This is a genomic window from Corynebacterium sp. UMB10119B, from assembly GCF_030228125.1.
GTDB classification, from domain to species: domain Bacteria; phylum Actinomycetota; class Actinomycetes; order Mycobacteriales; family Mycobacteriaceae; genus Corynebacterium; species Corynebacterium pseudogenitalium.
Genome location: NZ_JASPBG010000001.1, coordinates 441,048 through 459,511, shown reverse-complemented (window position 1 = coordinate 459,511; position 18,464 = coordinate 441,048). Strand labels below are relative to the sequence as shown.

Here is an 18,464-nt window from a genome sequence, read left to right as displayed (position 1 = left end):
TTGCATCGTGTCTGAGGACGCCACCACGGGAGTCCAGCCCGAGATTACCGGTTTTACGTTGGCCCTCCAGAACTTTGAGGGGCCGTTTGACCTGCTCCTGCACCTCATCCACTCCAAGAAGCTGGACGTGACCGAAGTTGCACTAGCTGAGGTGACCGACGAGTTTATTGCATACACGCGTGCGCTGGGTGCAGCAGCGCAACTTGACGAAGTCACTGAATTTCTTCTTGTGGCTTCTACTCTGCTGGATCTGAAGACTGCGCGGTTGCTTCCGCGCGACGGAGACACGGAGATTGAAGATCTTGAGCTCCTGGAGGCCCGGGACCTGCTCTTTGCGCGTCTCCTCCAGTACCGTGCGTATCAGCAGGTCGCTGACGAGTTCGTGGCCTGGCAACGCAACGCGAAGCGGAGATACCCGCGTGCGGTCTCAATCGAAGACCGTTTCGCTGCGTTGCTTCCACCTGTACAGCTGGGGCACACGCTTGATTCCTTTGCGGAGTTGGCTGCTGCTGTGTTTCGGCCCCGCCCACCGGAGGAAGTGCGGACGGACCACTTGCACGCGGTCAGCGTTTCGGTGCCCGAGCAGGCCGGGAAGCTGTTGAGCGCGCTGCATCTCCTTGGTGCGGAGCAGTGGGTCGCATTTGAGGTGCTCACGAAGGACTGTAGTTCCTCCATGGAACTCGTGGGGCGCTTCTTGGCGTTGTTGGAGTTGTACAAGGCTCGCGCGGTGGAGACCGAGCAGCCAGAAGCGCTCGGTAGCCTGGAGGTTTCCTGGACAGGAATCAACGTTGATCCTGCTGTGGTTGCGTCAAGCAACTGGGAATAGCGATAGAATGCCAGACCATGAATGCTCCCCAAATGGTTTCGCAGCTTCGCGCACGTATCGAATCGATTTTGCTGGTCGCGGACAATCCAGTCACGGTAGATGCCTTAGCGTCGGCACTGGGGGCGGAGCTGGGAGACGTCGAGAAGCAGCTCGAGGACTGGTCCGAGGAATGCGAACTGCGCGGCAGCGGGATCGACGTTCGGCGGACAGCTGAGGGGTGGCGATTGTACACGCGCCCAGAATACGCAGACGCCGTGGAGGCATTTCTGCTTGATGGTGCACAGACGAAGCTGAGCCGCGCGGCAATGGAGACGCTTGCGGTGGTTGCATATCGCCAGCCGGTGACACGCACGCAGGTTTCCGGAGTACGCGGCGTCAACGTTGATGGTGTGATGAAAACGCTGACGCTGCGAGGGCTCATTGCCGAGGTTGATCCAGACGAGTCGACCGGCGCGCACCGTTACGTCACTACCGAGCTCTTTCTTGAGTTGCTGGGCATAGATTCACTTGAGCGACTGCCGAACCTGGCGCCATTGTTGCCTGAGATCGACGATATCGAGGAAGCATGGTAAAGGCTGCTACACTTGCGGTCGTTCGAAGAACTGTATAACTCGCAAAGAGAAAAGGACTCAAGATGAATCCTCCCGCTCGCCGAGATGGCATACCGGAACAAGGAAAGAACGAGCCGTTCTATCCTTCGTATGCGAAACCGGCACGTAAACAACATGTCAAGCGTGACAAGCGCGCCAAGGCTGCCAATGAGGCTCCGAACCCACTCGATGACAACTGGTGGGACGACGAAGAAACAAAGCAGCGCAAGAAGAACACCGACGGGATCCGTCTGCAAAAAGTGCTCGCACAAGCAGGCGTCGCGTCGCGACGGCACTCTGAGATTATGATTGATCAGGGGCGCGTTGAGGTCAACGGGAAGATCGTTACCGTCCAGGGCACCCGTGTGAATCCGAACGTCGACGTGATTCGAGTTGACGGTGCACGCATCAATGTAAATGAGGACTTGGAGTATTTCGCGTTTAATAAGCCGCGCGGAGTACACACAACCATGCAAGATGAGCATGATCGCGCCTCTGTTGGTGACTTCGTTGCTGAGAGAGTCGCTGCAGGTCAGCGTCTGTTCCATGTCGGGCGTCTCGACGCCGACACTGAAGGGCTCTTGCTGCTTACCAACGACGGCGAGCTTGCAAACCGCCTCATGCACCCGCGCTACGAAGTTCGAAAAACGTACTTGGCCACGGTACTCGGCGAGTTTAAATCCGCTGATGCTAAGCAGTTGCGCGACGGTATTGAGCTCGATGATGGTGTGGCGAAGGCAGACTACGTGCAGATCGTCGATGTGCACAATGGTCAGTCGATTGTTCGCGTCGAACTACACGAAGGCCGCAAGCACATTGTCCGTCGGATGCTGAAAGCAGCTGGTTACCCGGTACAGCGTCTGGTGCGAACGAAAGTGCACACGGTGCAGCTCGGCGATATGAAGCCAGGATCGATGCGCGCACTTAACTCATCTGAGTTGGCATCACTGTTCAAGGCGGTGGGGATGTAAATGGAGGAAACGATGTTGAGTAACCAGCCAGATAATGGTCTGCTGCTCGCAGTGGATGGGCCGTCGGGTACTGGCAAGTCGACAATGTGCCGAGCGTTAGCCAAGAAGCTTGACGCAAAGTACATCGACACGGGCGCGATGTATCGAGTTGCGACGTTGGCGGTGTTGGACGCCGGCGTGGATCCGGAAGACACTAGTGCAGTCATCGCTGCTACTGCTGATCTGCCGATGGAGGTTTCCGACGACCCCGATGACAAGGCTGTTATTTTGGGCGGCCGGGACGTCTCCAACGTGATCCGAGGGGCGGAAGTAACCAGTGCAGTTTCTGCTGTTGCCGCGATCCCAGAGGTCCGTGAAAATTTGGTGGCCCTGCAGCGTCGCCTCGCCTCTGAGGCGCATCGCGCCATCGTTGAGGGCAGGGACATTGGCACCGTAGTTTTGCCAGATGCACCGGCCAAGGTGTACATGACGGCGTCAGCCCAGGTGCGTGCACAGCGCCGGTTCGACCAGGACACAGCAGCAGGCCGCAAAGTAGAGTTTGAAAAGGTGCTAGCAGACGTGGAACGTCGTGATGCCCTTGACTCCTCCCGTGAGACCAGCCCACTGAAGCCAGCTGATGACGCTGTAGTAATCGACACCTCCGAGATGACTCCAGAACAAGTTCTGGCGGCGCTCGTCGACGTGATTGAAAGGAGCAGCAAGTGACCACAGAAGATTCCTTTCCACAGGACTTTAACGAGGCCGACTTCAATGAAGCTGACTTCGGCGAGGCCGACTTCGGTGACCTGAACTCTACGGAGGAGTACACGGAGGAAGAATGGGCCGCGGTCGAGGAAGCCTTCGGTATCGTCAACTCTGACTACACAGAGGAAGCACTGCCAACGGTAGCGATTGTCGGCCGCCCGAACGTGGGTAAGTCAACGCTGGTAAACCGGTTTATTGGTCGTCGTGAAGCTGTGGTGGAGGACCATCCCGGTGTCACGCGCGACCGGATCAGTTACATCACTGACTGGGGAGGTCGACGATTCTGGGTTCAGGACACTGGAGGCTGGGATCCGGACGCGAAAGGCATCAATGCGGCGATCGCCCACCAGTCGGAAGCTGCGATGGAGACTGCGGACGTGATCGTTTTTGTGGTCGATTCTCATACCGGCATCACGATGTCCGATGAAGCGATGGCCCGGAACCTGCAGCGCTCCGAAGTTCCAGTCATTTTGGTCGCGAACAAGTTTGAATCCGAGTCGCAGTGGGGTGACGTCGCTGAGCTCTATGCGCTTGGTCTCGGTGATCCGTGGCCTGTTTCCGCGTTGCACGGACGCGGAGGCGCGGATGTGCTCGACGAAATCCTGCGGCTGTTCCCGGATGTTCCACGCGCGAAAGACTCAGTTACGGAAGGTCCGCGCGCGGTTGCTTTGGTTGGGCGTCCGAACGTCGGCAAGTCGAGCTTGCTCAACAAGCTCTCGAAGTCGAAGCGCGCGGTCGTTGACAATGTGGCTGGCACCACGGTTGACCCTGTTGATGAGCTGATCCAGCTCGACAGCAAGCTGTGGAAGTTCATCGACACCGCTGGGCTGCGCAAGAAAGTGAAGAACGCGCAAGGCCACGAATACTACGCGAGCCTGCGTACCCGAGGCACGATCGAGGCAGCAGAGGTGTGCGTCGTGCTTATCGACGCCTCCCAGGAGATTTCCGAGCAGGACCAGCGAGTGATCTCCATGGTGCTCGAGGCGGGCAAGGCAATGGTTATCTGCTTCAACAAGTGGGACCTGATGGATGAAGACCGTCGCTACTACTTCGATCGCGAGTTTGATGAGATGGTCGGGCATCTCCCGTGGGTGACGAAGCTGAATATCTCGGCGGACACTGGGCGTGGTCTACACCGCCTTGAGCCAGCGATGGAAGAAGCGCTTGAGAACTGGGATCGACGCATTTCTACGGGGCAGCTCAACAACTGGCTACGCGACGCGATTGCGGCGAACCCTCCACCGATGAAGAACAATCGCCTGCCAAAGGTGTTGTTCGCAACGATGGTTGGCACGCGTCCACCGACAATCGTACTGTTTACGACTGGTTTCCTGGATGGTGGTTACCGCCGTTACCTTGAGCGAAAGTTCCGTGAGCAATTCGGTTACCATGGCACGCCGATTCGAATCGCGGTTCGCGTACGCGAGCGTAACCCTCGGCGCCGCAAGTAGTTCTATCTACGCCCGTACAGGAACGCGTCTGTCCTGTACGGCAGCGGTACAAGCTGCCCTGGGTCGAACCCGAGGCGATCAAAGAGGTACCAGGTAAGGTTGTCCACCATCTTTGCCCGTGCGCGTTCGTTAGCACGAAGCCAGTAGGAACGGGTCGACATGAGGGTAAACAGCTGATCGGTATGGATCGGTTGGATCCAGGTTGTGCGGAATTCACGCTTCAGGTGCCACGGCTTGTGCACGGTGGGGTAGAAGCCCTTGGTAAGCACATCGCCAGAGTGCATGATTTTTGCAAGACGCAGCACCCACGGGTGCTCAACCTCGAGGGTGTTCCAACATAGGAGTAGCTCGCCGTCAGGTCGCGTGATCCGGGCGGCTTCTGCGCTTGCTTGGCGGGGGTCGACCCAGTGCCACGCCTGGGCAAAGGTAACGGCGTCGAAAAACTCGGAAGCAGCTGCGGTGTGCTCAGCCGTGGCGCGCCACACAGGGAAGTTCGGGTGCTGGTCGCGCAGAGTATTCACCATGTCTTTCGAGGGTTCGCAGCACGAAACCCGGTGCCCGGCCGCGTGTAGTTGGGCAGCAAATATACCTGTACCTGAGCCCACATCAAGGACCCTGCGTGTTATGCCACGGTTCCCGAGCAGCTCAACCACCTCAGAGGGGTACGAAGGCCTGACCGCATCATATGTATCCGCACCGACCGCGAATGCGCGCGATGAATCGAGTCGGTGCTCGCTACTACGAAACAGTGGCTGGTGCTTTCCGCTTGGCTTCATAATCAACTAACCTATCAACCTGTGACTGTCAGGAGAATGCACGAGTGAACACTTCCAACACGATGAACCGACGCTGGTCGGTCCGTACGGTGCTGCTCGCTGTGCTGCTCGGCTGTGCAGTCATGGCGGGCTGTAGCGAGGACACGGACGAATCAGAAGCTTCGGACGCGTTGCCGAACCCACTGCGAACAGTAGAAAACAGCAATCGTGCAGATACGGTTTCGGAGGTAGAGCCGTGGAGCGCTGCCTCGGTTGAATCACGAACGATTCCGGCAGGTGGTCTGCAGCGCGATTACATTCTCTCGCTACCGAAAGGTGCACAGCAGCGAGAAGGGTTGCCACTCATCCTGGTATTCCATGGCTACACGAGTACTGCCGCATCGATGCAGCGCACAACAGGCCTTAACAACGCCGATGCCGTGGTGGCGTACCTGCAAGGCGTGAATAAGGCGTGGGCGCCAGCGCCGTACGCAAACACGAATGCCCGCCAGGACCTTCAGTTTGCGGACGCAGTCCGTGAGCAGCTGCAGCAGGAGTTCCATACCCAACCGGCACGCACGTTCGCGGTCGGCTTTTCAAACGGCGGTGGGTTTGCAGAGTTCTTGAGCTGCCAGCGGCCGCAAGACTACACCGCGGTGGCGACCGTGTCAGCAGCGATATACGACTCGGTGCTAGAAGGGTGCTCAGCCATTCCCGTCAAACGCATCGACATCCACGGTACGAGCGATAACGTCATTGACTACCAGGGCGGTACCCGGCACAAGACTCACTACGCTGGTGCGTATCAAGACGTCGAACGAGAAGCCCGGCGCAACCACTGCAAAGCCACTGACGACGAGGCGCCGAAGCCAGAATGGTCAGAAGTGCTTCCCGGCGTCGAGAAGGCTGAGTGGAGTGGGTGCGACGCAGGTCTCGTGCACTACAAAATCGAAGGTGGCAAGCACGAATGGCTCGGCCCAGGCACCACACCGGCATCCGCTCTCCCCATCGGCTTCGCGAGCGAGGCAGTGCTTCGCTTCTTTGGCGTAGGGGTGCAGAAGTAATGGCAGACGACAAGTTTCAACGCACCGCGATCGTCGTGTACAACCCGACGAAGATTCAGTCATCGGTCCTGGAACGATTTGTCGAGCTGTACGCTGACCCCCGGCGCGAAATTCGTTGGGTGCCAACTACAAAAGAAGATACGGCACTCGCGGGGTTCGCCACCGTGCTGACTGAAGATGTGGATGTGGTACTCGTCGCGGGTGGCGATGGCACAGTCCGCCGCATCGCACATGTTCTCGCAGATACAGGAATCAAAATGGGGATTATTCCGGTAGGTACTGGAAACCTGCTAGCGCGCAATCTTGGCCTGCCCCTGGACCCTGAAAGCGCGATTCGTCGCGCGTTTACAGGCGAAGAGCACGCAGTCGATTTGTGTGAGGCTACCGTCACACGCCGGGACGGCTCCCAGGAAACCTACGGATTCACAGTCATGGCTGGAGTAGGCCTTGATGCGCAGATGGTCGAGCGAACCCGTGAGGAATTGAAGCGGCGTATTGGGCCACTTGCGTATATCGGCGGCATCGCACGGTCGTTGGGCGGTGGTAACAGTGTGGAAGCAAAGGTTACGATTGACGGCCAACCTCCGATAACACGTCGCCTGCACACCATGATTTTCGGTAATTGCGGTGACTTAGTGAATAAGATTCCGCTGTTTCCCGACGCCCTTCCCGACGATGGCGAGATCGATGTTGTGGCGATGTCTCCACGAGGGCCTATCGGCTGGCTGCTGATCGGTTTGCGCATCGTGTTTAACACCTTGCGCGCGCTCCTCGGCGGCGGCTGGCGAGGAATCCCGGCGCCACAGATGGACTATTTCAAGGGCAAGACCATTAGCGTGTCTTTCGCCGTGCCCGAGGTGTTCGAGGTCGACGGTGATACCGTCGGATCTATTGAAGCCGCTACGATCCGAGTGATACCACAAGCGTTGGTGCTGATGCGATAAATCACGCTGCAGCACCAAGGATCTTTCGGCATAATTGCCACATGATCTACTCATTCGAAGGCAAAACTCCGAAGATTCATCCGTCCGCATTCGTGTCCGACGAAGCCACCATCATCGGTGATGTCCAAATCGGCGAAGATGCAAACATTTGGCCCGGAGTGGTTATCCGCGGCGATGTTGGCGCGATTCGTATTGGCGAAAGAGTCAATGTCCAAGACGGATCCGTACTGCACGTTGACATGGACGGTGAGACTGTCCTCGAAGCAGATGTGACTATTGGCCACCTCGCCATGATTCATGGCTGTCATATTGAACCCGGCTGCCTGATCGGAATGAACGCGACAGTGCTTTCTAATTCACGCATCGGTAAAGGCAGTATCATCGCCGGTGGCGCAGTGATCCTCGAAGGACAAGTGATCCCAGAGTTCTCGCTTGCCGCAGGAGTGCCAGCGAAGGTGAAGCGCGAGCTTGATGAATCGACTTACTCGGCACGTGAACGCCATGCAGCTTTTTATGTTGAGCTGGGGAAGCGCGCTACGACTGGCTTGGTTCCAGTGGACCGTTCCGATACTGAATAGTGTTTAAGGGGCTCTTCCGGTTTTAGAGTGCATTGATTAGTTCGCCGGGGGTTCGGACGTGGCACAAGATATTGGGATCCTTGGCTTTGTAGGAAAAAGGGTATCTAATCCATCCGTACAAAACTAAGGACCTACTGTGCAGCCTAACGGAAGTCGATGGACACCCAAGACATGGAAGGCTACCACCCAAGACTGAAAACCCAGCCATTCGAAACCGCTATCCGCTAAAGAAAAGTGACTTGAGTTAGGGGCCTCCGAGAAGGCAATCAACGAAGTGGCACTATAAGTTATTGAGGGTGCCCGGCTCATCGCCTTGTTGCTCACGCGGCTGAAGGAGATAACACTCTAAATCGCTATCCTCAGCCAAACTTTTCAAATACTGTACAGAATTAAAACAGATCACACCTCTGGTCAGATCGCTATCGACGGAAATAAACCACTCACCCTCTATCCAACAGGAGCTCACTCCAGACTCTGTGCAAAAAATTTCTTCGGTCGTCTCCCCAAGACATCGGCCTGTAAGATACCGGAATCCTTGCGGGGTCTTTCGAATGTAGTCATTTTCGTTAAGTATGGGGCCAGGTTGTCCAGGTGAGTACATGATGAAATCCGCGTAACAGATACCAGCGTTCGGAAGTCCGAAAACCTGCCGAAGGGACTGCCATGTACCGATATCGATCAGACCAAAGTAGGGCTCTGAAAACCAAGAAGACAAATCCTTCTTGGTAGGTTCGTCAAAAACGCCAATTGCTTGCCAAAAGCTCACACCCAACGTGAATCTATTGCCGAGTTTATGAGCGAGATCACGCCAATACAACCTCACATCTCCCATGGGTGCGAAAGGCGGGAAGCATAGCTGCAAAACATAGACGAAGTTGGTCTTAAGGAAGCTGAGGTAGTCACCATCGTCCAAGCTGTAAGGGAGCCCGCTGGGTACTAGGGGCTGTATCGGGCTGGTGAAATCCCACAATGGTTCCAACAGACCTTCATCCGGCTTCATTTTGCTTTCCTAACATGTTGCAAGAAATGTGATCATATGATGATTCAAGCCCTACTCTTTATGCCAGTTTAGAGCATTCAAAAAGTTTACTTCTGGCCCCTGAACTTTGTCCGATGCGGAAGAGGTAGGGTCGGTCACTTTCCATCTCTACATGAATTGACGTGTCCCGGGTTTTGTTCCTACGAATTTGCATCGCATTCTATGATTCCGTGATTAGGATGGCGTTCTCAAAACTCGAATGTTATGTCCATGGACTTTTTGGACAGGGAGTCTCCCTGCTTTCTGGATAGCTTTAGGGGCTTGTGTTTACGGTTGGTCTTTGGTTCGTGGCCTCCGTGGCTTGGATAGCTTCGGCGTCAGCAGTGGAGGTTTGCGGTGCCATGCGCTTTCGATGTGATAGATGTTGATCTGGCTTGTTGACTTCCAGTCCGTGTGGATCGGTAGCGGGAAGCTAAACAGGAATTTGCCGTCGTGGTCAGTAAAGAACTCGGCATAGGTGTCACTGGTGACGTTGGTACGTGGGGTCCGGTTCTTAAAGCGTGTGCCGACACAGATCCGCTTTCCCAACACGGTGACGACCCCGTTTTGTTGACGCGCAGCTGGTCAGGAATTCCCCAGCTATTCGAACAGCCCACGGTGTGTAGAGCGATCGTGGGGCGGGGAGTTACTGCACTGCGGTCCTTGTGAGGCTGTGTGGCGCTATCTGCTTCTAGCTCGGGTGAAGTGGCCGCTTGATGCGAGTTTTGAAGACTTCCGTGCCGGGCAGCTACTGCTGGTGCATCAAGTAGTGAGATGTTGTCCCCGCGGTATTTTTCTGCCTGCTCTAGCAAAATCCCTGGTTCGATGGGTGTCGCTGGAGCATCTGCTCTGGGCCAGGTCTGCCAGGCTGTTGCGGGATGGATGTGCGTCATTCCCACGAGCAGGCCCGGTTGGCATGGTCGCGGAATACTCCAGGCTGCCCGCAGGTAAGGTATTCATTGATGGGCTCGACGGGCTCGGCTTCAATAACAGTGACGTCACCGTTTTCTGCGACACCGGTGAGAGTAACTCCTCGTTCTGCGGTGTGACAGACGGTATCGACGATGGCATTTCCGTTAGCCTGCACAGCAGGTCCGTAGTTTTGTACGGATGGATTAGATACCCTTTTTCCTACAAAGCCAAGGATCCCAATATCTTGTGCCACGCCCGAACCCCGGCGAACTAATCAATGCACTCTAAAACCGGAAGAGCCGTTTAAGGGAGCTAAAACCCCACTCAACCAGGAGTTTCACCTGGTCAAGCGGGGTTTTTGTTGATAGTTGTCGGACTGACAGGATTTGAACCTGCGACCCCCACACCCCCAGTGTGGTGCGCTACCAAACTGCGCCACAGCCCGCTGCCTTCATCCGGCGAATACCGGAACAGCTCCGATAGTTTAGCGCACAGTTACTTCAACTATGAAACCAGCTGTTAGAAGGCAGTGCCGTTGAGGTACACCCATGCGCCGCCCTCGCGAATGAAACGGGAATGTTCTCGCTGGGTGCCACTCGGGTGAAGGGCCTCGAAGCGGACCTCTCCGTAGGTATCCGTTGGGCCACCTTGTTCGGAGTGGAGAACTCGCAGCGCAATATATGGTTCGCCACCTGGTGGAAGCTCCAACGATGCCGGTCGTGTGCTCGAAGCCCAGGTGCGCAGCAAGTAATCCGCATCGCCGACGACGAACGCACTGTAGCGTGCCCGCATGAGCGATTCTGCTGTGGGAGCAGGTTTGCCTGCGTGCAGGGCGCCGCAGCACAGGGGGTATGGGCGATCGAGGCCACATGGGCAGCGTTTCACGTCAGCGCACCACGTCGATGGTTGTCTGCACCGAGGCGCTGTGAACGTAGCCGTCGACGGTTGAGCGTTTGCCGGCCTCCATGAGCGTCTGGGCCTCGGCGTCGCTGAGGTCGCCGAATAACGTGATGTCACGTGTGAAGTGCCCCTCGCCGAGATGTGTGACCTCCACGCGCACGTCGTTGAGCGCAAGTCCTTTCGCGGCGGAACGAATTGCCTGGGAACAAGATACTGCCAACGCGGACATGTACAAGCCTGTCGACGTCACACCCTGGCCCTTGCCGCCAGCATTCTTAGCCCGGTCAGTTGCGATCGCACGATTGGAGGTGCGAACTACGTCGCCATACTTCGTCCCGCGAGCGGAGTAGGAGACTGCGTTGGAGTCGCCGGTGGCATCCGGGACAAATTCGGGGGTGATGTATTGCATGACCCACGAGCCGATAATGTCGGCTGCACGCTGTGCGGTGCCTTGGCGCGTCAATAAATGATCGGCCTTGTCCAGCGCCATGAGTGACTTCGGGTAGCGGGTGAGGCTAAAAATTGACTGGGCGTTATCAATGCCTACCGTCACATCAATAGGCGAGTGGACCAGCAATAGTGGCTTGCGCAGTTTCGGCAGGTATTCTTCGGGGTTCGTGTCGGCGAGATCCTCAAGGAAGTCGCGTGAAATGATGAGCTCCCTGCCGCCGAGGATGACGGGGACATAGCCGTCGCGGTCCGCGTCACCAATCTTATCCGCATAGTGCAACACCGAGTGAGCAGGGTCGAACGGCGCACCGACTGTCGCTACGGCTTTGAGCGTCTTTTTGAGATCGGGATGGGTCGCCGCTTTCAGTGCTGCAGCGCCCCCGAGCGAGTGGCCCATGATGAGCTGTGGCGCTTTGAACTCTTTGGCTAACCACTTTGCTGCAGCCACGATATCGTCAACGTTTTGTGAGAACGAAGTATCGGCGAATTCACCCTCGGATTGTCCGAGACCAGGAAAATCAAATCTGAGCGTTGCAATGCCGAACTCTGTTAACCGCTTGGAGATTCGCGAAGCACCAGGAGTATGTCTGGACCCCGCAAAACAGTGTGCGAAAATCGCGTAGGCTTTCGCCGGCCCGTCAGGCCGGTCAATCGTTCCGGCCATCATCTTGCCCGTCGACGACGGCACCTTCACGTTCAGCGATAACATGTGGGCTTTCCTCCTGAGAACGGGGACGCATTCGGTGGTCTTTGCTTGAACAAGGATAGAGTACATTGACGTGAACGAGTGAGAAGCACTTACCATGTAGACCAGGTAGTGCGAGAGGCAAAAGGCCACTTTTGCCGTGACGAAAGGTCGTATGAGGAATGGCTGCATTTGGCTGGTTTTGGAAAGCAATGGGTGCAACGTCCGAACGCAACAACAAGAAGTCGAAGGGGATCGTGGCGAAAGCTCACGAGCTCATCGCCGAGTTCGAAGCTCTTGACGACGCCGCGCTGAGCGCCGCTGTGCGTGACACCGTGCGTGACGGAGAGGTCGTCGACAAACCTCGCTTCCTCGCAATTCTGTCGGTTGCCGCCACTCGAACCCTTGGGATGACCCCGTTCGACGTTCAAAACCAGGCGGTTTTGCGCCTACTCGAAGGCGATGTAATTCAGATGGCCACCGGCGAGGGCAAAACCCTCGTTGGGACTATCGCTGCGACCGGTTTTGCGCTCACTGGTAAGCGGGTGCACCTCATCACCGTGAATAACTATCTCGCTGAGCGCGATGCCACGTGGATGCGGCCGCTTGTCGAGTTCTTTGGGCTCAGTGTTGCCGCTGTAACGGAATCGACGCCACGTGAACAGCGTGTAGAGGCATACCGATGTGACGTCGTCTATGCTCCGGTGACCGAGATCGGCTTTGATCACCTTCGTGATAATCAGATCACGCACCGCTCTCAAACCGTTCAGCTACCAGCCGAGGTCGCTCTTGTCGATGAGGCCGATAGCGTCCTTGTCGACGAAGCCCTCGTCCCGCTCGTCCTGGCTGGTTCTGAAAGTACGCAGCAGCCCACAGGCAAGATCACCGAAGCGGTCTCGCACCTTGACGAGGAGAAGGACTACGAAACTGATGCCGATGGTCGCAATGTCTTCCTTACCGAGGAGGGGGCGAAGAAAGTTGAACGTTTGCTCGGTATCGACTCGCTCTATTCTGATGAGCACATTGGCACCACACTTGTCCGGGTCAACCTTGCGTTACACGCTCGAGCACTGCTGATCCGCGACGTACATTACATCGTCGAGGACGGCAAGGTGGCGCTTGTTGACGCCTCCCGCGGCCGCGTCGCTGAACTGCAGCGTTGGCCTGACGGATTGCAGGCAGCAGTCGAGGCAAAAGAGGGGCTGAAGGTCTCCGAGGGGGGCCGAATTCTCGACTCGATCACGCTGCAAGCACTTATGCGTCGCTATCCGACGGTCTGTGGCATGACTGGAACCGCCGTAGAAGCCACCGATCAACTGCGTTCATTTTACGACCTGCACGTATCTGTTATTGACCGCGCAAATCCGTTGCAGCGATTTGATGAAGCCGACCGGATCTACGCAACGATGGAGGAGAAGAACCAAGCGATCGTCGAAGAGATCGCGCTGCTTCACACGAATGGTCAACCTGTTCTTGTAGGGACTCATGACGTTGCAGAGTCTGAGGCTCTCGCAGAGGCATTGAACGAGCGTGGGATCAGCGTGAACGTGCTCAATGCGAAGAATGACGCTGAGGAAGCACGCATTGTGGCTGAGGCTGGAGATTTAGGGCGGGTGACCGTGTCTACACAAATGGCAGGCCGCGGTACCGATATTCGCCTAGGTGGCGCTGACGAAGGAGATCACGACAAGGTTGCGAAGCTGGGTGGTCTCGCCGTTATCGGTACAGCACGCCATCGCACAGCGCGGCTCGACAATCAATTGCGCGGACGTGCAGGGCGTCAGGGCGACCCTGGCCTGAGCCTGTTCTTTGTTTCCCTGGAAGATGACATTGTTGTTACCGGGGGAGAGGATGAGCGCATCACCGTACATCCCGACGCGTCGGGACGGATCGAATCCTCGCGTGCACAGCAGTTTGTTGACCACTGCCAGCGCGTTACAGAGGGCCAGCTGCTAGAAATTCACTCACAAACGTGGAAATACAACAAGCTCATCTCGGATCACCGTACAATCCTTGATGAGCGGCGAGCGTCATTGCTCGATACCGACGCGGCGTGGCGTGAGCTTAGCGAACGAGCACCGGAGCGCGCCACCGAGCTGGATGCCATCGATGCTGACAAACTACGGCAGGCAGCTCGGGAGATAATGCTCTACCACCTGGACCATGAGTGGTCTGAGTATCTCGCGCTCATGGACGATGTTCGCGAATCTATCCACCTGCGCGCCATCGCCCGTGAAACGCCAATCGACGAATACCATCGAATCGCCATTCGTGAATTTAAAGAACTAGCGAATCGTGCCGTAGATCAGGCCGTCGATACTTTCAGGAAAGTTATGATTGATAACGATGGAGCACACCTCGAAGATGCTGGTTGGAAGCGTCCGAGTGCGACGTGGACCTACATGGTGTCGGATAATCCGTTGGCGGGTTCGGGGAACTCGGTGATCTCCGGGATTGGAAATGTTTTCCGTTAATCCTCATGTTGAGGTTCAGAGCGTTACACTAGAACCGCAACAGCACGTTGACCCACAATTGGGTAATATTGCGATTTAGAATTTATTGACTTTCAAAAACACCGTCAGGAGTTGGGAATGGCCGAAAACAAAGATGCAGACATCGTCCAGGTCGAAACGACCTCCGTCTTTCGCGCTGACCTTTTGAAGGAGATGGAGAACGGCGCTGCTGCAGCCAACGATAACGTCACCAGCACGGAGAATTTGCCGGATGGTGTTGCGTTGCTCGTGGTGAAGCGCGGACCGAACGCTGGTGCAAGGTTCCTACTGGACCAGGACGCAACCACCGCAGGTCGCCATCCTGAGGCCGACATTTTCCTTGATGACGTCACGGTGTCCCGCCGTCACGCTGAGTTCCGCCGCGACGGTGACTCTTTCGAAGTCGTTGACGTGGGATCACTGAACGGCACTTATGTGAACCGAGAGCCAAAGGACTCGCAGGTTCTCTCCTCCGGGGATGAGATTCAGATTGGTAAATTCCGCCTGGTCTTTATCGCCGACGAAAAATAGTATTGTCCGTTTGTCTGCCCCTGCCCATTAGAAGAGATTAATCATCACCGTGAGTGCAATACGTCGAGCTGCTACAGAGCAAATGGGAGCCACCGTCGCCCCGTCAGGGACAAAGACCATGTCCATTGGTGTTGTCCTGAAACAGTTGCGGGAAGAGTTCCCCGATGTGACTGTGTCGAAGATTCGCTTTCTTGAGTCCGAAGGCCTGATCACTCCACAACGCACTGCGTCCGGATACCGGCGCTTTACAAGTGATGATGTCGAGCGACTTCGCTACATCTTGGTTACCCAGCGAGACAATTACCTTCCATTAAAGGTGATCCGCGAGCAGCTCGAGGCCATGGATTCCGGTCAGGTTACCGCGATCATGAGCGCGAGCGAAGCTGATCCACTAGTTTCTCCAGATAGCTTCCGCGCACCAACTTCGACGCACTTGAGCGACCTTGACGTTGCCGAGCAGGCTCAAGCAGACCAAGAACTTGTCGACGAGTTTGTGCGTGATGGATTGATCGGTCCTGATGTGGCTGGTCATTTCACCGCCGACGACGTTCGCGTGGTTACTGCAGCCATGGCTCTAGCGGAATTCGGTTTGGATTCTCGCCACCTCAAGACGCTGCGGACTATGGCTCGTCGCCAGGCTGATCTCATCTCTCAAGTAACGGAACCCGTTGCGAAGTCCGGTAAGGAAAATTCAGCACAGCAGGCGGAAGAACTTGGACAGCAGCTTTCTGCCCTGGTCGTATCACTGCATGCTTCGCTGCTCAAGAATGAGCTGCGAAATTCCGGGCGCTGAGATGCGGTCGCTGAATTTGCTCGGGGTCTACCCGGTCGGCCCGGAACACTTTCTGTGCGCGTTGCTGCACACACCAGAGCAGAATCTATTCCTGCCAATTTGGCTTTCGCCATTTTCTGGAGGCAAACTGGCCGCGCTCATTGATGATGTAGGCCCCCTGAACCCGAGTATTTACGAAACGTATTTGGAAACGTTAAAGGATCTCGGCGCTCAAGTGCAGGCCGTGCGCATTGCGAGCTATTACGAAGGCGTGTTTCATGCCGAGGTGTTGCTGAGTACTGGCAGCAAAGTAGACACGAGCATGTCCGACGCGCTGCTTTTGGCTTGGACAGGGGATATTGCTCTCGAGGTTGACCCTCAGGTTTTGCGGCAAGCCGGCATACGGATTTCCGCGGCAGATGCGAAAGGTATCTTTGACCTTGATCTTCCCGTTGTCGAAGGGGACGCTGAAGACGGAAGTGTTTCCGCAAGCGGTGACCCAGAAGCAGACCGCGATTTTGAGCAGCTGATGAAGAGCCTTGGCGCGGATGATCTTTTTACTTCTGATGATGAAGATGGAGACGGGGCTGCCAACTAAACCTCCCTCAATGTAAAGTAAAGGTTGAGACTTCGGCGTGTCGGCCCGAGCTGATAGAGTCAAATGCCTAAGCTATCAGTACAAATACTGTTAGCCGAGACAATAGAAAACGGGAGTATGGAAAATGAGCGATCTGCAACAAGAGCTTGAACTTTCCGCAGTGGAAGGGCCTGTTCAGGAAACGCTGTTTGATATCGGGCCTTCTGACGAAGTGGGGTACCGAGTTCCGATTGCATGCCAGGTAGCAGGCATCACGTACCGCCAGCTCGATTACTGGGCGCGCACTGACTTGGTGAAGCCTTCAATCCGTGGCGCAAAGGGCTCCGGCTCCCAGCGCCTCTACTCCTTCAAGGACATTCTGGTTCTGAAAATCGTGAAAGGTCTCTTGGATACCGGGATCTCACTGCAAAACATTCGCCTAGCCGTGGATAAGCTCCGTAACCGGGGTGTGAATGACATCGCCGAGATCACGTTGGTCTCTGATGGCGCAACGGTGTACGAGTGCCGCAGCAACGAGGAGGTCATTGACCTTCTCGGCGGCGGCCAGGGTGTCTTTGGTATCGCGGTCCCGCAGATTATGAAGGATCTGACTGGCACAATTGCTGACTTCCCAGCAGAAACCATCAATCCCGAACTCAATGACCCTCAGCCTGCCGGGTTCGATGAACTCGCAGATCGTCGCCGTCGTAAGTCTTCCTAGAGAGTTCTGAAAGGCTGCAGCCCCGCCGTTTACTCCCCGGCGGGGCTGCAGCCTTTCGTACTGCTGTGGGTCTAGCGCAAGTGGTTAGTCCACAACGGCGGTCAGAGCGGCACTGACCTGCTCAGCGGATGGAGCCTCTTTCACCACGGATGCGACATCTGTCACAGCCGTATCTGCAGGGCTATCGCCTACACGAACGACGTCAAGCTTGATTCGCTCACCGAGCCGGTCCTGCAGTGCTGCTGCCGCCTGTGGTGAACCATCATCATCGGCGGTGCCGGTGGTAATCAACACGATGCGAATATCGCGATCGAGCTCACGCATGGCATCGGCGGCAGCGAAGAGCGCTTCCCGAGTCTGCGGAGCACCGCCGGTGCCAAGCAAGCTGGCGGTGTATGCGACGTCCTCGGCATCACTGGTCATAGCAATGTTGCTGCGCCAACCCTTCGTTACACCAGGGTTCAGTGGGGAAGAGTAGTTCCAAAGCGCTACTTGATGGCCAGATTCGGTGACACGGTATGCAGCATCGCGTATCGCGGTGTCGACTGCTGGCTTGAAAGGCTGCATCGCATCTGACGTATCGTACAGGAATAACGTGTCCAGAGCTTGCTGTTGGTTCTCGGAACCAACTTCTTTCTGTTCCTTTTCTGTTTCATCGACCGGAATTTCTGCCACCTGGGACCAAACCTGATCAGGGACATCAACCACCTGTGATTTGCTATCAGTTTTCAACGTTGACGCCGCGTACTTCATGAGGTCCTGCCCGGCGCGAGACTTATTCTCATCGACGTTATCAGTACTGTTCAGCGGGATACCGACGTAGTTCAAAACTGCATCTAGCGATGTGAAAACCCGGTCACCGGATGCTTGTTCAATAGCTGCTGCGTATAGACTCTGTTCATCTTGGATTGACTCTATATCTTCCACTGCCTGCTGTTGTAGGACATCTACGGCGCCTGCCTCATCTTTGGCAAGCAATGACGCAACAGCAACAGAGGCATCCGAGCGTTCAGGCAACACAAATCGCACTGACTCCAGCTTAAGTGTCGCTGGATCAGTAGAAGTTTGCCCCTCCACGCCGAGAGGTGCTGCGTAAACAATCTGTGGGTCAGGTACCGCCGCCGAGCGTTTTGCGTTCCTAAGTACGGCGTCTGGGTTCGCGGTTTCCGGAGCGAGAAGGATAGCTGCGTCCTCGACCTTATCGACGAGCTCTGCCTGCATACAGTAGTCCCGCACAACACGGTGCGACTCGTTGTACGCGGCTACGATCGCTTCACCGACCGATCGTTCCGTAGACGCTACTGGCAGTGAGAGTTCTCCAGACACGCACTGTGCTTCAGAAGCATCATCGGACTGTTCTGGCTTCAGCTTCATCATCAAAATGGCACTCAAAATCACAGCGAGCGCGACCAGAATGACCAGGATCGCTCCACCGGACAAGCGATAGTTACTCTTGCCATCAGAATGTCGGCCCATGCCAATA

The 18,464-nt window shown here is 56.1% G+C and carries 19 protein-coding genes and 1 tRNA gene; 13 read left to right on the top strand and 7 right to left on the bottom strand.

Annotated features, from left to right (window positions below):
• Nucleotides 1-7: 7 nt before the first annotated feature.
• The 5 genes from QP802_RS02210 (at nt 8) to der (ending at nt 4,582) form a co-directional block, all read left to right on the top strand.
• On the top strand, nt 8-826 hold the full coding sequence (locus QP802_RS02210; RefSeq protein WP_070977091.1) for a segregation and condensation protein A: 819 nt from the start codon (nt 8-10) through the stop codon (nt 824-826).
• Between the two features lie 17 nt (nt 827-843).
• Nucleotides 844-1,398, top strand: coding sequence for an SMC-Scp complex subunit ScpB (gene scpB / locus QP802_RS02205; RefSeq protein WP_070362500.1), 555 nt, complete (start codon nt 844-846; stop codon nt 1,396-1,398).
• 62 nt (nt 1,399-1,460) lie between these two features.
• A complete protein-coding gene (locus QP802_RS02200; protein ID WP_070362499.1) occupies nt 1,461-2,387 on the top strand; it encodes a pseudouridine synthase in 927 nt (308 codons plus the stop codon).
• Between the two features lie 12 nt (nt 2,388-2,399).
• Nucleotides 2,400-3,092: a (d)CMP kinase gene (cmk, locus tag QP802_RS02195; RefSeq protein ID WP_256000164.1), complete on the top strand. Its 693-nt coding sequence runs from the start codon at nt 2,400-2,402 to the stop codon at nt 3,090-3,092.
• Complete coding sequence (gene der, locus QP802_RS02190) at nt 3,089-4,582, top strand: ribosome biogenesis GTPase Der (protein WP_284817510.1); 1,494 nt, start codon at nt 3,089-3,091, stop codon at nt 4,580-4,582. The genes cmk and der overlap by 4 nt, the downstream gene beginning before the upstream one ends.
• A 2-nt stretch (nt 4,583-4,584) precedes the next feature.
• Here the strand turns inward: der and QP802_RS02185 are convergent, their stop codons facing one another.
• Nucleotides 4,585-5,358 (bottom strand): class I SAM-dependent methyltransferase, encoded by a 774-nt coding sequence (locus QP802_RS02185; protein WP_284817509.1) that lies wholly within the window; start codon nt 5,356-5,358, stop codon nt 4,585-4,587.
• A 44-nt stretch (nt 5,359-5,402) separates the two neighbouring features.
• Here QP802_RS02185 and QP802_RS02180 point away from each other — a divergent pair, with 44 nt between their 5' ends.
• The 3 genes from QP802_RS02180 to QP802_RS02170 are packed head-to-tail and all read left to right on the top strand — an operon-like array spanning nt 5,403 to nt 7,923.
• Complete coding sequence (locus QP802_RS02180) at nt 5,403-6,401, top strand: CE1 family esterase (protein WP_256000167.1); 999 nt, start codon at nt 5,403-5,405, stop codon at nt 6,399-6,401.
• Nucleotides 6,401-7,345, top strand: a complete 945-nt coding sequence (locus tag QP802_RS02175; protein ID WP_284817508.1) for a diacylglycerol/lipid kinase family protein — start codon at nt 6,401-6,403, stop codon at nt 7,343-7,345. Before QP802_RS02180 ends, QP802_RS02175 begins: the two co-directional genes overlap by 1 nt.
• Before the next feature lie 41 nt (nt 7,346-7,386).
• Nucleotides 7,387-7,923 (top strand): gamma carbonic anhydrase family protein, encoded by a 537-nt coding sequence (locus QP802_RS02170; RefSeq protein ID WP_284817507.1) that lies wholly within the window; start codon nt 7,387-7,389, stop codon nt 7,921-7,923.
• A gap of 280 nt (nt 7,924-8,203) precedes the next feature.
• On the opposite strand, the gene QP802_RS02165 is transcribed toward QP802_RS02170, so the two are convergent.
• The 5 genes from QP802_RS02165 to QP802_RS02145 form a co-directional block, all read right to left on the bottom strand.
• Nucleotides 8,204-8,923, bottom strand: coding sequence for a hypothetical protein (locus QP802_RS02165; RefSeq protein ID WP_284817506.1), 720 nt, complete (start codon nt 8,921-8,923; stop codon nt 8,204-8,206).
• A 907-nt stretch (nt 8,924-9,830) separates the two neighbouring features.
• The gene (locus QP802_RS02160; RefSeq protein ID WP_284817505.1) at nt 9,831-10,106 is read right to left on the bottom strand and encodes a hypothetical protein; all 276 of its coding nucleotides are present in this window, start codon (nt 10,104-10,106) and stop codon (nt 9,831-9,833) included.
• Between the two features lie 118 nt (nt 10,107-10,224).
• Nucleotides 10,225-10,298: transfer RNA gene (locus tag QP802_RS02155), tRNA-Pro, on the bottom strand.
• 74 nt (nt 10,299-10,372) lie between these two features.
• Nucleotides 10,373-10,738, bottom strand: coding sequence for a YchJ family protein (locus QP802_RS02150; protein WP_070477164.1), 366 nt, complete (start codon nt 10,736-10,738; stop codon nt 10,373-10,375).
• Nucleotide 10,739: 1 nt separating this feature from the next.
• Complete coding sequence (locus tag QP802_RS02145) at nt 10,740-11,912, bottom strand: bifunctional alpha/beta hydrolase/OsmC family protein (RefSeq protein WP_070362494.1); 1,173 nt, start codon at nt 11,910-11,912, stop codon at nt 10,740-10,742.
• A gap of 158 nt (nt 11,913-12,070) precedes the next feature.
• Here QP802_RS02145 and secA2 point away from each other — a divergent pair, with 158 nt between their 5' ends.
• The 5 genes from secA2 (at nt 12,071) to QP802_RS02120 (ending at nt 16,981) form a co-directional block, all read left to right on the top strand.
• Complete coding sequence (secA2, locus tag QP802_RS02140; RefSeq protein ID WP_284817504.1) at nt 12,071-14,362, top strand: accessory Sec system translocase SecA2; 2,292 nt, start codon at nt 12,071-12,073, stop codon at nt 14,360-14,362.
• 117 nt (nt 14,363-14,479) lie between these two features.
• Nucleotides 14,480-14,911, top strand: a complete 432-nt coding sequence (gene odhI / locus QP802_RS02135; protein WP_070362492.1) for an oxoglutarate dehydrogenase inhibitor Odhl — start codon at nt 14,480-14,482, stop codon at nt 14,909-14,911.
• 49 nt (nt 14,912-14,960) lie between these two features.
• On the top strand, nt 14,961-15,704 hold the full coding sequence (gene ftsR / locus QP802_RS02130; RefSeq protein ID WP_369822173.1) for a transcriptional regulator FtsR: 744 nt from the start codon (nt 14,961-14,963) through the stop codon (nt 15,702-15,704).
• Nucleotides 15,679-16,281, top strand: coding sequence for a bifunctional nuclease domain-containing protein (locus tag QP802_RS02125; RefSeq protein WP_168156182.1), 603 nt, complete (start codon nt 15,679-15,681; stop codon nt 16,279-16,281). Before ftsR ends, QP802_RS02125 begins: the two co-directional genes overlap by 26 nt.
• 124 nt (nt 16,282-16,405) lie before the next feature.
• On the top strand, nt 16,406-16,981 hold the full coding sequence (locus QP802_RS02120) for a MerR family transcriptional regulator (protein ID WP_070362489.1): 576 nt from the start codon (nt 16,406-16,408) through the stop codon (nt 16,979-16,981).
• An 84-nt stretch (nt 16,982-17,065) separates the two neighbouring features.
• Here the strand turns inward: QP802_RS02120 and QP802_RS02115 are convergent, their stop codons facing one another.
• Nucleotides 17,066-18,457, bottom strand: a complete 1,392-nt coding sequence (locus QP802_RS02115) for a hypothetical protein (RefSeq protein ID WP_070477156.1) — start codon at nt 18,455-18,457, stop codon at nt 17,066-17,068.
• Nucleotides 18,458-18,464: the final 7 nt, after the last annotated feature.

Coding starts and splice junctions, on each gene's coding strand:
- scpB (WP_070362500.1), top strand. CDS start 844: ATGAATGCTCCCCAAATGGTTTCGCAGCTTCGCGCACGTATCGAATCG.
- QP802_RS02200 (WP_070362499.1), top strand. CDS start 1,461: ATGAATCCTCCCGCTCGCCGAGATGGCATACCGGAACAAGGAAAGAAC.
- cmk (WP_256000164.1), top strand. CDS start 2,400: ATGTTGAGTAACCAGCCAGATAATGGTCTGCTGCTCGCAGTGGATGGG.
- QP802_RS02185 (WP_284817509.1), bottom strand. CDS start 5,358: ATGAAGCCAAGCGGAAAGCACCAGCCACTGTTTCGTAGTAGCGAGCAC.
- QP802_RS02175 (WP_284817508.1), top strand. CDS start 6,401: ATGGCAGACGACAAGTTTCAACGCACCGCGATCGTCGTGTACAACCCG.
- QP802_RS02170 (WP_284817507.1), top strand. CDS start 7,387: ATGATCTACTCATTCGAAGGCAAAACTCCGAAGATTCATCCGTCCGCA.
- QP802_RS02165 (WP_284817506.1), bottom strand. CDS start 8,923: ATGAAGCCGGATGAAGGTCTGTTGGAACCATTGTGGGATTTCACCAGC.
- QP802_RS02145 (WP_070362494.1), bottom strand. CDS start 11,912: ATGTTATCGCTGAACGTGAAGGTGCCGTCGTCGACGGGCAAGATGATG.
- secA2 (WP_284817504.1), top strand. CDS start 12,071: ATGGCTGCATTTGGCTGGTTTTGGAAAGCAATGGGTGCAACGTCCGAA.
- odhI (WP_070362492.1), top strand. CDS start 14,480: ATGGCCGAAAACAAAGATGCAGACATCGTCCAGGTCGAAACGACCTCC.
- QP802_RS02125 (WP_168156182.1), top strand. CDS start 15,679: ATGAGCTGCGAAATTCCGGGCGCTGAGATGCGGTCGCTGAATTTGCTC.
- QP802_RS02120 (WP_070362489.1), top strand. CDS start 16,406: ATGAGCGATCTGCAACAAGAGCTTGAACTTTCCGCAGTGGAAGGGCCT.
- QP802_RS02115 (WP_070477156.1), bottom strand. CDS start 18,457: ATGGGCCGACATTCTGATGGCAAGAGTAACTATCGCTTGTCCGGTGGA.